The organism is Mesorhizobium sp. M6A.T.Ce.TU.016.01.1.1 (assembly GCF_003997065.1).
Lineage (GTDB): Bacteria > Pseudomonadota > Alphaproteobacteria > Rhizobiales > Rhizobiaceae > Mesorhizobium > Mesorhizobium mediterraneum.
This window is the reverse complement of the sequence record NZ_RZTJ01000043.1, coordinates 1-15,190: the sequence shown is the minus strand read 5'-3', so window position 1 is coordinate 15,190 and position 15,190 is coordinate 1. Positions and strand designations below refer to the sequence as shown.

Sequence of the window (15,190 nt, the reverse complement as noted above, 5' to 3'; positions counted from 1 at the left end):
CGCCTTCGACGTCTTCCGAGATGATGACCAGCGGCTTCGAGGTCTGCACGACAGCCTCGAGGATCGGCAGCATGGCCTGCAGGTTGGAGAGCTTCTTCTCGTGGAGAAGGATGTAAGCGTCTTCCAGATCCGCAACCATCTTGTCGGCGTTGGTGACGAAGTAGGGCGAGAGATAGCCGCGGTCGAACTGCATGCCTTCGACGACTTCGAGTTCCGTCTCGGCAGTCTTGGCTTCCTCGACCGTGATGACGCCCTCGTTGCCGACCTTCTGCATCGCTTCGGCGATCATCGAGCCGACCGAAGCATCGCCGTTGCCGGCGATGGTGCCGACCTGGGCAACCTCTTCCGAGGTCTTGATCTTCTTGGCGTTCTTGATCAGCGTCGCAACGACGTCGGTTACCGCGAGGTCGATGCCGCGCTTCAGGTCCATCGGGTTCATGCCGGCGGCAACCGCCTTGTGGCCTTCCTGGACGATCGACTGCGCCAGAACGGTCGCGGTCGTGGTGCCGTCGCCGGCGATGTCGTTGGTCTTCGAAGCAACTTCGCGGACCATCTGTGCGCCCATGTTCTCGAACTTGTCTTCAAGCTCGATTTCCTTGGCGACGGTGACGCCGTCCTTGGTGATGCGCGGTGCGCCGAACGACTTGTCGATGACGACGTTGCGGCCCTTGGGGCCGAGCGTGACCTTCACTGCGTCGGCGAGGATGTTGACGCCGCGCAGCATGCGCTCACGGGCATCACGGGAAAATTTTACGTCTTTGGCAGCCATTTTTAGCTCCTGGCAGGGGCTTGAATTGAGCCCGAAGATTTAAGTGACGGTGAGGCCTGATATGAGCCGATGATGCCCATGATGTCGGATTCCTTCATGATCAGAAGGTCTTCGCCATTGAGCTTGACTTCGGTGCCCGACCACTTGCCGAACAGGATGCGGTCGCCGGCCTTGACGTCCAGTGGGACGAGCTTGCCAGCTTCGTCGCGGGCGCCGGAGCCGACGGCGATGATCTCGCCTTCCTGCGGCTTTTCCTTTGCCGTATCGGGGATGATGATCCCGCCAGCGGTCTTGGATTCGGATTCAACCCGGCGTACGACCACGCGGTCATGAAGCGGGCGGAACTTCGACTTTGCCATTTTCGGATTTTTCCCTGGTGCGGATGTTGAGGGGTTTTTGTTAGCACTCGCGATGGACGAGTGCTAACGCGATAGTGAGGTAGGCTGTAAGCGGGCACTCGTCAAGACGGACGAGGGCAGGCGAGGAGCTCTGGCCCCCTTCCCGGTGAAGCCCAACGCATACGCGGCATCCGCGTTGATGGCTCCGAGCCCCACATTTCCGTTGAATTCGGCGTCATGACGCCAACTTGCGCGCGCCGCTTCCAAGTCGCCAGTCGTGCTGCCGTCAGCACGAACATAGGGCTGCGCTTCACTTCCCGTCGAAGCCGCGGCAAGCAGCGCCGCCGTCAGCACGCTCCTTTGCAGATGCTTGCCAAAGGTGGAGAGTGAGCGCACCTGCGCCGGGCTGTTGGTGCGAACGTAAGACGTCATTGACAACTCCTTTTTGCAAGTCGAGCCCTTCTCCACCTTCGGCCGCCGTCGACGCGAAGAAGTCCGCATCGCGCTGAAGACGAGCGCTGCGAAAAAGAGAAAGATGTGTTTGATGGCTGCGGCCCCAACGGTGCCTTCCAGATTTGAGATCACTTCCGCCGCGATGCGGCTGAAGCTCCTCGCAACGTCACAATCGAATCTGCTGCCAAGCCTCCAGGAAAGGAGAGCATTGCTCATCTCGCGCTTGTGCATGCAGTCAACCTTCGATCCGTGTTGCCACATCTCAAGTGCAAACGCCGTGCCAAAGCTCACTGGGTAGTGAACGCATGGCTCTCCCTGAAAACCTCCACAAATCCAGCATGGTCGATTGTGCGGAACCCGACATGCGTCTTCTGCCACTGTCAGCTTTCGGACAGGCATGACGCGTTTCGCGCCGCCCACCGGTCGATCGATTAGGGGCCGGTCTGTTCGTCTCATAAGAGCGCGTCACGTTGCGTAGCGGCTTCCCGAGCGCCGCCGCCTGACACTGGACCTGCAGGTAGCACCGGCTTCTCATCCAGCCTTGCTTTGGCCCCTTCGCGTATCAGATTCCCGCTGGCGAGCCCTGCTTTCATCGATCGCACCATGCCGGATGTCTGCTCTGGCGCCCGACCCGCTGGCACGATCTCGATCCGGCATAAGGGCGCAGCATCTTTGCAGGCCGTTTCATTCCCGGCGTCCTGCTTGGCTGACAGACCGCACTTGGCGAGCGGTCTCCATGCTCTCTCCAAGGACCATCCCTGCGGCTGGCTTGTCGACCTATGGGCGGGTCCGGCCGCCCGAAACCCTCGCCATCAGCTTTTTTCCCCGCCGCCTGCGGCGGCTTCCTCGCGCCGCTTCGCTCACAAAAAAGCTGCCCGCTCGGGTCCTTCGCTGTCGCTGCGGCCCTGTCGGGTTCAGGCGGTCCTGACGCGCCCATTACGGTGCGCCATCGCAGGGGATGGTCCCCGGCGAAAGCAAAAAAGGAGACTTCGAAATGACCGCGATCGGTTACGTCAACAAGCAGGAAAACGGCGCCTACAAGGGCCAGCTCAAGACGCTCAGCGTCCGCGCCGACATCGATATCGTCCCCAACCAGGCCAAGAGCGCCGATAACCATCCCGACTTCCGGGTGCTTACGCAAGGGGTCGAAGTTGGCGCCGGCTGGATCCGCACCGGCGAGACTTCCGGCAAGGATTATGTGAGCCTGTCGATTGCAGCGCCGGAGTTCGGACCGCGCAAGCTCTACGCCAATCTCGGCCGCGCCGCCGGCCAGGACGATGACGACACCTACGCCATCATCTGGAACCCGGCCGACTGATCGGCCGAGATAGAGCCTCGCGCCGCAGCCCCGGCGTGGGGCTCATTCCCAGGAGTTCCACCCAAACCCCGTCCGCCCTAAAAGGGCGGCGAAAACTCTCCCCCGACTCTTCGCCCGTCCCCGAGACGATCTCCCTCGCCCATCCTCCCCCTCGCTTGTCCGAAGCGAAACGAGGATCATCATGGACGACGAAAACGAACGCGCGGCCCGCGCGAAAAAGGGCAGCCCGTTTCTCAGCACAGCCCAAGCCGCCTTCTATATCGGGCTCTCCCAGCGCACGCTCGAAAAGATGCGGCTCAAGGGCGGCGGCCCGAAATTCCGCAAGCACGGCCGCTATGTCCGCTATCACATCGACGAACTCGACCATTGGTCGAAAGGACACCCGCAGCACTCCACCGCCGGCGATGGCAAGGCCGGTTCCGGCCAGGGCGGCACGGGAGGCCGTTCATGAGGCGGCGCCCTTCCATCCATCTGATCGGCAGCCGCCTGAGGCGTGTTCGAGCCCGTAAGACGGTCGCCTTGGCCGCGGCCGGTCTCGGTCTTTTGGGCTTCACGGCGCTGGGAAAGCCCACCCCTTGGCTGGTCTGGAACGCCTCGGCCAGCGCGCCGATCGGCCTTTACCGCATCGCTGCGGGAGCGCTGGCGCGTGGCGATCTCGTGCTCGTGCGCCCGCCTGAATACGCGGCGTATCTCGCCGCCGAGCGCAGCTATCTGCCTCGCAATGTGCCGCTGGCAAAACGTCTTGCAGCGCTGCCGGACGATAATGTCTGCGCCTTCAATGACGCCATCATCATCGGCGGCGACATCGTCGCGCGCCGGCTCAAAATCGACGCCGAAGGCCGACCTTTGCCATGGTGGAACGGCTGCCGAGCGCTCGGGGATAACGAGGTTTTCCTGCTCGGCAGCGACAAAAACCGCTCCTTCGACAGCCGCTATTTCGGGCCTGTTCCCACTCAAAATGTCATCGGGAGGCTCGTACCGCTATGGACCGAGTGACCCTCCTCTTGTTGGGCATGATCGCCATTGCGCCATGCGCCTGTTCCGCCTCGACCGGCGCTGAGCCGGTCGCCATCTCCCAAAGTCCGCAGCTGCGAAAGTGGCAGACGTTGGTATCGGAAGCAAGCCGGCGCTTCCATATTCCCCAAGCCTGGATCTATGCCGTCATGGCTGCCGAAAGCGGCGGCAAGACGATGCGCGACGGCCGCCCCATCACCTCCCGCGCCGGCGCCATGGGCCTCATGCAGGTGATGCCCGGCACCTATGAGGAGATGCGGGTCGAACACGGCCTTGGGCCTAACCCGCACGATCCGCGCGACAATATCCTGGCCGGCACGGCCTATCTCAGCGCCATGTATGACCGCTTCGGATTTCCTGGCCTGTTTGGCGCCTACAATGCCGGTCCCGAGCGCTACGACGAGCATTTGAAGCGTGGCAAACCGCTGCCAGAAGAGACCGTCGAGTACCTCGACCAACTCAAGGCGGCCGGAGTTTCGGCGGCCGACATCGAGACGTTCGAAAGCCAATCTGTCGCTCCAAAGGCGCAAATCGCTCCTCTCGGACGGTCGCTGTTCTTCATCCATGACGGTGTTCACGCCGGCGTGCGAAACGGCGATCTCTTCGTGCCGCTCGGCAAGGACGGCGCGCAGCCGAGGGAGCTGGTGCGTTAGCCATGGGCGGACGGGGGCGCGTCTGGAGGGCAGGGCGCGTAAGGCAAGATAAAGGTACCGCCTCCAGGAGGCGGTTAAATCTTTGTCTGCACATCGTTTTTCCAGGAGGCTGCCGCCGGTGCCAAGAGGGTTGGACGTGTAAGTGTCTGATTTTGCTTGATATGTCTGGGAGGTCGCATGGCAGATGACGAGTTCAGGCCGAAGCTCGGCAAAATCGGGTCGCGCGGCTCGAAGGCAGGCAAACGCTATGCCGGTCAAGTCCGGGCAGCCGTCAACCGAGCCGGCGGCCAGCCCCAGCCCGGGGGTCGCTTCACGGGCAGCCGGACAGGGCGCGGCGGGGCGGCTGCGGCGCTGCTGAAATCGCGCGACCGGTATGCCGCCTTCCGCCAGCGCCGGGTGATCGTCAAGGCGCGGATCGTCAAGCTCGCCGGCAAGGGCGCGGACGGGGCGCGTGCCCATCTACGCTATCTTCAGCGCGACGGCGTCACCCGAGAAGGTGCGCCTGGCGAGCTCTACGGCGCCGACAGCGACCGCGTCGACGGCAAGGCGTTCATCGATCGCGCGGACGGCGACCGCCACCAATTCCGCTTCATCGTCGCTGCCGAAGACGGCATCGAGTATGAAGACCTGAAGCCGCTGACGCGGCGGCTCATGGCGCAGATGCAGGAAGACCTCGGCACGAAGCTCGACTGGGTCGCGGTTGATCATTTCAACACCGGCCACCCGCACAGCCACATCATCGTCCGAGGCAGGGACGACCGTGGCGAGAACCTGGTCATCGCGCGCGAATATATCTCATCTGGCATCCGCGAGCGGGCGGCCGAGCTGGTCAGCCTCGATCTCGGTCAGCGAACCGACCGCGAGATTGAGCTTCGCCTGCGCCGGGAAATGGAGCAGGAACGCTTCACCAGCATCGACCGTCGGCTGCTCAGCATGCGTGATGATGACGGGCTGGTCTCGCCGGGCGGTCCCGACGCCATTCGCAAGACGCTGCACCAGGGACGGCTGCGCAAGCTCGAGCGGATGGGTCTGGCCGCGGAGGTCGGCGCTGGCTCCTGGCGCCTCCACGATGAGCTCGAAGCCACGCTGCGCCGCACCGGCGAACGCGGCGACATCATCAAGACCATGCACCGCGAACTGGCCGGCAAGGGGGCTGCCCGCAGTGCCGCCGACTGGGTGATCCACGATCGAGCCGGCGAGCCCGTCCAGTCTCTCGTCGGTCGCGTTGTCGCGCGTGGACTGGCCGACGAGATCAATGACCGCCACTACATGATCGTCGACGCCGTCGACGGTAAGAGCCATTGGATCGACATCGGTAGAGGCGAGGCGATGGAAACGATGCCTAATGGCTGCATCGTGCGTGTCGCGCCAAGGAACACCGAGCCGAGGCAGGTCGATCGTACCATCGCCGAAATCGCCGCCGCGCATGGCGGCCGTTACGACGTCGATATCCACCTGAAGCATGACCCATCCGCCACCGAGAGCTTTGCGCGAACGCATGTGCGGCGGCTGGAGGCGATCCGCCGCGCGACCGGCGGCGTTGAGCGAGAGCCGAACGGCACCTGGCTCATCGCGCCGGACCATCTCGATCGCGTCGCGAATTATGAGGGCCAGCGGGCCAGGGCCGAGCCTGTCGTTGTCGACAAGCTCTCCTCAATGGCGCTGGAGCGACAGGTCAGCTTCAACGGCGCCACCTGGCTCGACCGGGAGCTGGTTGCCGATAGACCCGAGCCTTTGCACGGATCCGGCTTCGGCTGCGACGTGAGAGAGGCGCAAGCTCGCCGGCGGGAGTGGCTGATCGCGCAAGGCCTCGCGCATGAAGAACAGGATCGGATCGTCTATCGAGCCAACATGCTTTCGATCCTGCGCCAGCGAGAACTGAACCGTGTTGCTGGCCAACTGTCGGAGGAACTTGGCCTGCCCTATGCCGAAGCGCGATCCGGAGGACGAGTAGAGGGTACGCTCCGCCGCTCCGTCGAGCTTGCCAGCGGAAAATATGCCGTCGTTGAGAAGTCGCGCGAGTTCACGCTGGTGCCATGGCGGCCGGTGCTTGAGCGCCATGTGGGCAAGGAGGTCTCCGGTGTCGTGAGTGGGGAGGGGATTTCATGGACCGTCGGCCGGCAAAGGAGCGGACCTGGTGTTTCGTGAGATGGTGTACAGCTTTTTTAGCCAGCGGCGCGGGCAGCCATGCGAGCCCGCGTAGACCTTATGGCCGCACGCCCGCAATCGGTCGCATGGACCTGCCAGGCGGGGCGGCTTTGGAGCGTTCGGACCCGACACGCTGCGTGAGTGGCCAGACTTCGAGCGCTCGAAGATGCGGACTGTTGTCTGCTGGCCGGCGTTATTCCGGCTGGCCTATGACCGCGGCGCAACAGTTCACCGCTGAAGTTGCCACGGGCGAACATCGACAAGAGAAAAAACACCATTGCGCGATACAAATCGCCGTTGAAAGCGTTTAGGTTGCATGCGCTTCGCCAAGTAAACGGATACCCCAGAAGAGAGCCATGACCACGGCCCGCCATATCGTGACGCTGCTTAAAAGCCACATTGCCGGCGACGAGGATCGTTTCCTCTCTATCGCGATGCAGCTTGCTGCGCATGAGGCACGTCAAGGCCATGGCAAGCTTGCTCAGGAGCTCAAGGATCTGGTCGACGCAGCCAAGAGCAGGGACGCCCGGATTGCCAAGAGCAGTCGGCCGGTTCCCCTTTTTCAGCCAAAGGGCGAGCTCGCAGGGCTCCTGCATGTGCGCTATCCGGACCTGCGACTGACCGACATGATTTTGCCGGACAGTCTGCGCTCGCGCCTGCACCGCGTGCTGGGAGAGCAGCGCCAACAAGCAAGCTTGCGCGAGCACGGGCTTGTTCCCCGTCGCAAACTGCTTCTGGTCGGCCCGCCAGGATCAGGCAAGACGATGACCGCATCGGCATTGGCCGGGGAGCTTCATCTGCCCCTTTTCACGATCGTCCTCGATGGTTTGATCACCAAGTTCATGGGAGAGACTGCCGGAAAGCTGCGGCTTGTTTTTGATGCAATGCAGGCGACGCGGGGCGTCTACTTCTTTGACGAATTCGATGCCATCGGCGCGCGTCGAGGCGAACGCCAGGATGTTGGCGAGATTCGGCGCGTGCTGAATTCGTTTCTGCAGTTTCTCGAGCAAGACGACAGCCACAGCCTGATTATTGCGGCAACAAATCATCCCGAGCTGCTCGACAGAGCTTTGTTCCGCCGTTTCGACGATGTCATCGAATACGCCGTGCCCGATCGGCCGATTATCGAGGCGCTGCTTCGGGCTCGACTCGACCGCTTCGACACCAGAGGGCTTGCCTGGAACGAGGCGATCTCTCAGGCAGAGAGACTGTCGCAGGCCGAGATCACCCGCGCGGCCGACGACGCTGCAAAAACCATCATATTGCGGGGGGGGGAAGCGGATCACCTCGGAAGCGCTCATCGACGCTCTGAAGGAACGCCGGCAGGCTTCGCTGTCTGAGTAGCGACAGCACAGATCATAATGGCAGACGATTTTCCGCGCGACCGCGCCCATATCCACCTTCGCAACAACGGCATTCGGGAAGCCTATCGGCGGCCCAACCAACTTATACATGCACCGCCGCTGCCGGCGCGTGATCGGGCGTCGCATGCTGCGGCCTTGACGCAATCCATCGAACAAGCGGTCGAAAGTGCACGCCAGCAGATTGCGGCGCGTGACCCCCAGCTGTCGGTCGGCACGCCTGGCTTTTATCTCGAGATCGATCTGCCCATGTCCGGACGGGCGGCCCTCGACCAGTTGGCCGATCGTCGCCAGCACATGGAGCTGGTCGCCGTCCATGAGCCAACTCAACCCGGTGCTCCCATCACAGCGTCGGTGTTCCTGCCGCAAAGCGCGCAAGCCTATTATTTGCGGAAAGTCGAGGCGTATCGAGACGTTGACACTGACCGCGGCAGACCGCGCAACGAGCCGCTCGTCTCCCGCATGGAGACAGTCAGGCTGGCGACTGCACGATCGTTGTTTACCGACCACGACGACCTCTTCCCCCAGGCCGCTGACGAGCAGGTGTGGTGGGAAGTCTGGCTGCGCGACGGTCGCCGCGAGAACTTCGAGCACATTGCCGAAGCCCTGAACATCACTTTGCGCACGCATGCGGTCAGGTTTCCGGAGCGGGTGGTCATGCTGGCACTCGCCAGCACGGCAATGCTCGACCGCATGATTGCGCACAGCGATGTCGTCGCCGAGCTGCGGCGCGCGAAGGATACGCCGTCCTTCTTCATGGGCCTTGGCGGCGCGGAGCAAAGGGACTGGAGCGACGAGCTTCTCGGGCGCGTCAGACCACCTCAAACCGATATTGCGGTCTGCATTCTCGACAGCGGCGTGCGTCGCACCCACCCGTTGATCGAACCCGCACTTGCCGTTGAAGACTGGCACACCGTCAAACCGGCATGGGGCAGCGACGACACACCTGCGTGGAGCGGCCACGGGACGCGAATGGCAGGTGTCGGCCTGTACGGTGATCTGGTCCCGCTCCTGGTCGGAGGCGATCCAGTTCCATTGCCCTTTCGGCTGGAGAGTGTTCGTATCCTTCCGCCAGAAGACGAGGCAAACGATCCAGAACTCTATGGCGCGATCACCGCGGAAGCGATCGCCCGCGCCGAGGTGCAGGCGCCGGAGCGCCGCCGCGCGATCGCAATGGCTGTGACAAGCGCCAGTCCGGCGCGTGGAAGGCCCACATCGTGGTCTGCCGCTATCGACCAACTCTGTTTCGAAGAGGAACAGCGACGCTTGATCGTTCTCTCTGCCGGCAACATCGGCGATGACCTCATGCCGGCCGAGCATTTGACGCGCAACGATCTGGAAGCAGTCGATGATCCTTCTCAGGCCTGGAATGCGCTGACGGTCGGCGCTTTCACAGAAAAGGTCGATATCATTGACACCGACTTTGCGGGCTACGCTCCGATCGCGCCGGTCGGCGAGCTCTCGCCGCGCAGTCGCACTTCGGTCGTTTGGGACAGGCAGTGGCCGGTGAAGCCCGAGGTCGTCTTCGAAGGCGGCAATCTCGCCCATGACGGTGTGTTGCCTGGCGAGCCGATCGACGATCTGCAGATATTGACCACTTTCTATCGACCCGAACTGCGCCACTTCACCACCCTCGGAGATACGAGCGCGGCAACGGCCCATGCCGCACGGATGGCGGGACTAATTCTATCAGCGCGCCCCGAGCTGTGGCCTGAAACGGTTCGCGCCCTGATCGTCCACTCGGCCGAATGGACTCCGGCGATGCGCGCACGCATCGATGCGTGCAACGGAGCGAAGGGCGAGATCCAGGCGCTCGTGCGGCGCTATGGTTATGGCGTGCCAGATCTTGGGCGCGCGCTTCTGTCAACGGTGAACGACCTCACGCTTATCGTTGAAGATGAGCTTCAGCCTTTCCAGCGCGAGGGCGGCGCGGCTGCCAAAACGCGTGACATGAAAGCTGCATCGCCTGCCTTGGCCGAAGGAGCAGCTCGCGGCGCTCGGCGCTGCCCAGGTCGAGCTCCGCGTCACGCTGTCCTATTTCATCGAACCCAACCCCGGTGAACGCGGATGGACCCGCCGGCATCGTTACGCGTCCCATGGTCTTCGGTTCAGAGTAAAGTCAGCGACCGAGACAGTCGACGAATTCCGAGCCCGCATCAATCAGGCCGCTCGGGACGAGGAGGAAGGGGCGCCTGCTGGAGGCGGAGAAGAGTGGCTGCTCGGCACCTTCCGCGATCGCGGCTCGTTGCACGCCGATTTCTGGTCGGGCAGCGCCGCCGATCTCGCCGAGCGTGACGCGATCGGCGTGTTCCCGGTCGGGGGCTGGTGGAAGGAGAAGCCTTACCTGGAACGCGTCGACGCTCTGGCTCGGTACGCCCTGATTGTGACGATTCGGGCGCCTGGGGTCGATGTTGACATCTTCACACCCGTCGAAGCAGCCCTGACTGTCGAGACGTCGGTCGAGACCTGATGCAGCACTGTCCAAACCGGCCAACAACGGAGGTTTGACCAGCCTCTGGTGCCATGGCGGCTGGTGCTGGATCATCACGTCGGCAAGGAGGTGTCAGGGATCATGCGCGGAGGACGATAGGCGGGCAAAGGAGCGGGCCAAGCGTGTCATAATGGCGCCCATGGTCACGCCCACAAGCCGCGCCCCCTGCGTCCACGGAGAGGTGCGCGTCTGCTTAGGCGGCCGAGACATCGCTTACCTGATCAACGGGCTCGCCGTATTTGCGCCTGTAAGCGGCAATGAAATCGTCGTCGCTACAGATGCAGCGGCCGCTGGAGTCCTTGGCCTTCGGATCGTGCAAGTGAGAGCCAAGGGGGCGCAGAAGATTCACCCGAGTGCTCGTCGTCGGGCTCATGGGAAACCCCGCACTATGTTTGACCAAATCCGCGGCAAGCATAATCCCGGCAAGCACCGACTGAAAGGCCATCGGAACGACAGTTCGAACGCGGCGACTTCCTTCGCTAAGCTGGAACACCAGACCGCCGCAGATAGCCTGCTGATAAAAGGAGCGCAGGGGCTGGCCGACAAACGGGGCTAGCGGTTCAAACGGCACAGCCATCGCTGTAGCCACGCGAACTACAAAGTCGTTGGGAACTCCGGCATTGGTCTGCAGGAGCGTTTTCACCTGCTCGTGTGCTTCCGGTATTCCGAGTTCCTCGGCAATCAGCTGGTGCTCGTCCTTGGATTTTCCGGATGGCAGGTACATGCAACAAAGGCAAGCCTGGCCGTCATCGAAACCATGCCGGGAGATACCGAGATCGTGCTCCTGCGTCCAAGCGTTTGCGATCCATCGCGGCAGTGCACCTTGGACAGCCAGACGGTCGGCGGCGGTGTCAAGCGCCACACCCACTTGGTCGAAGACCCAATTGCCCCGGCGCGCAACATATTCTGCCCACGTCAGAGGGTGCGCCTCGACCTCAAGGGCAGTCGATCTAAGGGCGGTGGCTGCAAGAACCGCCTTGGACATACCAATCTCCGCCTGGCCGGCCAATGCGTAGCGCTGCAGGTTTGAGAGTTCGATCGCTTCGTGATCGATTACATGCAGACGACCCTTGAGATCGGGTTGTCTCGCTAGCGCCCAAAGCGAGCCATGGCCTATCGCACCGAGCCCAACGAGGTGGGTTTCGCCAAGGTCGACTGGAAAGTCGATCGGGCCAGCCTCCCCGGCTTTGGTCTTGTCGTAGCTGCATAGCGAGAGGTCGATGGTTTCGTCCAACTCGGCGCCGGTCAACTGGGCGGCGAAGATAGTTCGAAAGACGTTGGCGGCGCCGAAGCAACTGGCGGCGCCAGCTCCATAAGGCAGCAGACTTGGGCCAGAGCCCACCGGGTCCGTACGCGACAGCTTTGCCGCCCAACCGTCCGATCCCACGAAAAAGATCGGGCACCGGAGTGATGGGCGCGTTACCCCTGCAACGACGCAGACGGTGGCAGACTTGCCGGAACGCCGGATGCCGACTTTTGGATTGATCGACTTTGCCAAGCGCTCCAGCGCTTGGGCTTGAGAGCTCGCCGCGCTGTCCAGCGGGAGTATCGCCAGAACCGGGTAGAGCCTAGCGAGCAATCTCACCGCAAGATCTAATGTCGCCTGGCCTTCGGCGCAGGAAGCGGCCTGATGGTCGAAGGCGACTGCCACGACCTGCTTTTCAAGAGCTGCTTTGAAGTCTCCCAGATGAAAATCGGCCAGGACCTGAGATGCCGCCGTGGCGGCGCGATCGATGAAGTTAGCGAATGCCATTGTTCAACTCGATATCATGATCATTCGCGACAGTGCCGCGGGAGGGAGCGCATTCCATTTGGCCTTTTCGTCAAGCCGATAGGCGGCGACCCGAGCAAAATCGAAAGGCTCGCGGGCGAAATTCGGCACCACCAGCGACAGACACCCAACCGTGGTAGCAACCGCATAAGCGTCGTCCGTCGTCGAATGGTAGGCGCGGCCCGGATGGCTGTGAATCTGGGCCAAGAGTTTCAGGCCGCTTTTGTAGAGCCAGACATTGAGCCGGTGCAGTTCTTCGGCCGCAACGATCACGCAAACGCCATCGTTTGTTCGAATGTGACGCTGCGCCGGGATAACCGTCTCTGTTACGGCAAAGTGCCGGTCTTCCTGAACGCCGACCCAAAGTGCCATCCCCTCATTGCCCTCGCGACCAACTGAGCGCAGATGCCCATGCGTGGTCGAGATGCAGCCGCGCGGGAGAGTCACGATCGTTACATCTCTCAAACCAGTCATTCTTGTATCGCCTGAGGGGATACCACCATTCCTACGATTGTCGGTTGGAGTTGAATCTGCAACTGCTCTATAGGAACGATTCCGTACTTGATGATCTTGTCCAGGATGAAGGCCAAACAGCCTTCGCCAGAACCCCGATGAAGTAGCCATGGATCACCTGAATGGGCTGGATTGTCGTGGTATTCCCGGACGCCCGCCATGCACAGGAATGGTTCGTCCTCGGGACTGTTGGCCTGGATGAAGTCCGTCAGCGGCACGGCGTTCTGCTGGATGAGAGCTCCTATCATCTCCGGCGGCGTTCCGGGCAGCGGCGGACGTCTAAGCATTTTCAGGTATAGATCTTTCCGGGCAATCGGATCACGCGTAAACGGATCGACGAAGACCACGGACGGTGGTCTTAAGTCGTAGTCGGTGAAGTCGACCTCGCTCGCTGCGCTGACCACCCGTGGCTTTAACTTGGGGCTGGCGAAAATGAAGAAAGCGCGCGGAAAAGTCGCCTCGATCAAGAAGCAGCCCTGAGCCCGATAGACATCAGCATATGGCCGGAACCGGCCGATCTCCCGATCAAACTTCGCTCGGGAGACCTCCGGATCCACACTTTGGGGTTTAGGCACCTGCGACGCCCGCCTTCAGGCTGAGGAACAGGGTCACAGTATTCGGGAAACCGAAATCGCCAAGCTTCTTGTCGACGTCGAGCAAGTTGCCGGCCTCATCCTTGAATTCCCAATTCTCGGCTGGTTGGGCGACATTCTGCGTGTTCTCAAGGGCTTTGGTACGAATGACGTGAAGCGGCTGGTTGGGATTGGCTTCGACCTGCGTGGGCTGGCCGTTCACCACCACCGTGATCTCGATCTTGCCCGGTCGGCCGCCGTGATTATCGCCCTTACCCGAATCCTTCGACATTGTCCTACTCCTGTGGCTTGCCAACCGCCCCACGCCCTGGCACCCACCTGCGAGTGAGACCGGCGGTCTTCAATCGTTCACCCGGCGCCACGGCCGCGAGTACGCGAAAGACAGGGGATAAGCTACCGAATCGGTGCTTGCCTTCTTTTATGGGTGACTTGAGCCGCAAGTAAATGGTCTCAAATTGCTCCTCACAACTATAATCGATTAGAGCAATGCGAAAATATTGGCGACACGCCTATTCATCTGCTCTCTCACTCGCCTGCTCCGTGCTCGGCAAGGGGAGCTTTGATCTGCGTCACGCGTCCCCAAGCAGCTGATTGCGCCGGCAGCGCCATAGGAACCGTCGTTCAGAGTCTTCACCACTCAAGCACCCGCATGGATGCATGCCGACGCTCGTCTCCACAAAACAGCGCAAGTGGTGCCTTGTTGGATAAGGTCGCCTCGTACCTGGTGCAGCATCTCTCGGAACGCATGCCGCTGCGAGACCAGGCCTCATCATCGCGCATGCGCAGCAGCCGGCGGTCGATGTTCGTAACGCGTTCTGCTCATTTCGTGGCGCAGGCGCTGCTCGACTCGCGGACATATGCGGGCACCGAGGCGGAGGCTGACCAGTCGGCGCCGCGTTCGCGGATGTCGCTTGCAATGTGCTCGCGTGCGTTTGCCGCCGGCGACCTTCGTCCTCGCCTGCTAATGGCGAGCCGGCGCAAGCGGCTTGCTCGATACTGCCGGCGGGGCTGCGGGCCGGCTCCAAACGGCCGTTCACAAGAGCTTGCATCAGCAACTGGCAATCGGATCGATAACTTCGCGATCGCCGTTATGGCGCGGAGATGCGGCCTGATGGTCTGCAAGCCGCCTGGGGCGCCCTTGCCGAGCGTGCTCACGGGCTTGGGTGGGCGGCGCGCGAAACGCGTCATGCGTGAACGAAAGCTGACACTGGCAAAAGCCGACATGTCGGGTTCCGCATAGTCGACATGCCGGGATCGTGGAGGTTTTCGGGGAGAGCCATGCGTTTACTGCCCAGTGAGATTTGGCGCGGCCTTTGCAATTGAGATGCTAGCAACACGGATTGCCCTTCCATCGGTTAGAAAGTGAAGTGCCACGATGTCCGAACAACCGCTGCCGACGCTGCCGATGTGGCGCGTAGATCATATCGAGCCCTCGCCCGAGATGTTGGCGTTACGCGCCAACGGTCCGATCCACCGCGTGCGCTTCCCGTCCGGGCACGAAGGCTGGTGGGTGACAGGCTACGACGAGGCCAAGGCGGTGCTGTCCGACGCGGCGTTCCGGCCCGCGGGAATGCCGCCGGCGGCTTTCACCGGATTCGGTGATCCTCGGTTCGCCGGGGTGGCTGGTTTCACACGAGGGGAGCGAGCATGCCCGGTTACGCACGATCGTGGCACCGGCCTTCAGCAACCCAAGGGTAAAGCTGCTCGCGCAGCAGGTCGAGGCGATCGCCGGGCAGTTGTTCGAGACCCTGGCGGCCCAGCCCCAGCC

General features: G+C 62.2%; 11 protein-coding genes and 4 pseudogenes. 8 read left to right on the top strand and 7 right to left on the bottom strand.

Annotated features, from left to right (window positions below):
- The 3 genes and pseudogenes from groEL to EOC94_RS32340 all read right to left on the bottom strand — a co-directional run.
- On the bottom strand, positions 1-769 hold a 769-nt coding region (groEL, locus tag EOC94_RS32350), incomplete at its 3' end, for a chaperonin GroEL (RefSeq protein ID WP_127295618.1).
- Between the two features lie 65 nt (positions 770-834).
- Positions 835-1,128 (bottom strand): annotated as a pseudogene (gene groES / locus EOC94_RS32345) (co-chaperone GroES); the annotation flags it as partial.
- 63 nt (positions 1,129-1,191) lie between these two features.
- Positions 1,192-1,791: a hypothetical protein gene (locus EOC94_RS32340; protein ID WP_127295616.1), complete on the bottom strand. Its 600-nt coding sequence runs from the start codon at positions 1,789-1,791 to the stop codon at positions 1,192-1,194.
- 763 nt (positions 1,792-2,554) lie between these two features.
- On the opposite strand from EOC94_RS32340, the gene EOC94_RS32335 reads away from it, so the two are divergent.
- The 7 genes and pseudogenes from EOC94_RS32335 (at position 2,555) to EOC94_RS32305 (ending at position 10,524) form a co-directional block, all read left to right on the top strand.
- The gene (locus tag EOC94_RS32335) at positions 2,555-2,878 is read left to right on the top strand and encodes a DUF736 domain-containing protein (protein WP_008871905.1); all 324 of its coding nucleotides are present in this window, start codon (positions 2,555-2,557) and stop codon (positions 2,876-2,878) included.
- A 181-nt stretch (positions 2,879-3,059) separates the two neighbouring features.
- On the top strand, positions 3,060-3,329 hold the full coding sequence (locus EOC94_RS32330) for a helix-turn-helix domain-containing protein (protein ID WP_029354917.1): 270 nt from the start codon (positions 3,060-3,062) through the stop codon (positions 3,327-3,329).
- Positions 3,326-3,874 (top strand): S26 family signal peptidase, encoded by a 549-nt coding sequence (locus EOC94_RS32325; protein WP_029354919.1) that lies wholly within the window; start codon positions 3,326-3,328, stop codon positions 3,872-3,874. Before EOC94_RS32330 ends, EOC94_RS32325 begins: the two co-directional genes overlap by 4 nt.
- Positions 3,862-4,545 (top strand): lytic transglycosylase domain-containing protein, encoded by a 684-nt coding sequence (locus EOC94_RS32320; protein ID WP_127295614.1) that lies wholly within the window; start codon positions 3,862-3,864, stop codon positions 4,543-4,545. The genes EOC94_RS32325 and EOC94_RS32320 overlap by 13 nt, the downstream gene beginning before the upstream one ends.
- A 177-nt stretch (positions 4,546-4,722) precedes the next feature.
- Complete coding sequence (rlxS, locus tag EOC94_RS32315) at positions 4,723-6,693, top strand: relaxase/mobilization nuclease RlxS (protein ID WP_127295612.1); 1,971 nt, start codon at positions 4,723-4,725, stop codon at positions 6,691-6,693.
- Between the two features lie 356 nt (positions 6,694-7,049).
- A pseudogene (locus tag EOC94_RS32310) lies at positions 7,050-8,037 on the top strand (ATP-binding protein).
- Positions 8,038-8,054: 17 nt separating this feature from the next.
- Positions 8,055-10,524, top strand: a pseudogene (locus EOC94_RS32305) (S8 family peptidase).
- Between the two features lie 214 nt (positions 10,525-10,738).
- On the opposite strand, the gene EOC94_RS32300 reads toward EOC94_RS32305, so the two are convergent.
- From EOC94_RS32300 to EOC94_RS32285, 4 genes are read right to left on the bottom strand one after another with little or no spacing between them, the layout of a single operon-like run.
- Positions 10,739-12,298, bottom strand: coding sequence for an E2 ligase fold family C protein (locus EOC94_RS32300; RefSeq protein WP_091595803.1), 1,560 nt, complete (start codon positions 12,296-12,298; stop codon positions 10,739-10,741).
- 3 nt (positions 12,299-12,301) lie between these two features.
- Complete coding sequence (locus EOC94_RS32295) at positions 12,302-12,790, bottom strand: Mov34/MPN/PAD-1 family protein (RefSeq protein ID WP_091595801.1); 489 nt, start codon at positions 12,788-12,790, stop codon at positions 12,302-12,304.
- Positions 12,787-13,404, bottom strand: a complete 618-nt coding sequence (locus tag EOC94_RS32290; RefSeq protein ID WP_091595799.1) for a putative metal-binding protein — start codon at positions 13,402-13,404, stop codon at positions 12,787-12,789. Before EOC94_RS32290 ends, EOC94_RS32295 begins: the two co-directional genes overlap by 4 nt.
- On the bottom strand, positions 13,397-13,693 hold the full coding sequence (locus EOC94_RS32285; RefSeq protein WP_127295610.1) for a DUF2604 domain-containing protein: 297 nt from the start codon (positions 13,691-13,693) through the stop codon (positions 13,397-13,399). The genes EOC94_RS32290 and EOC94_RS32285 overlap by 8 nt, the downstream gene beginning before the upstream one ends.
- Before the next feature lie 1,104 nt (positions 13,694-14,797).
- On the opposite strand from EOC94_RS32285, the pseudogene EOC94_RS32280 reads away from it, so the two are divergent.
- Positions 14,798-15,190, top strand: a pseudogene (locus tag EOC94_RS32280) (cytochrome); the annotation flags it as partial.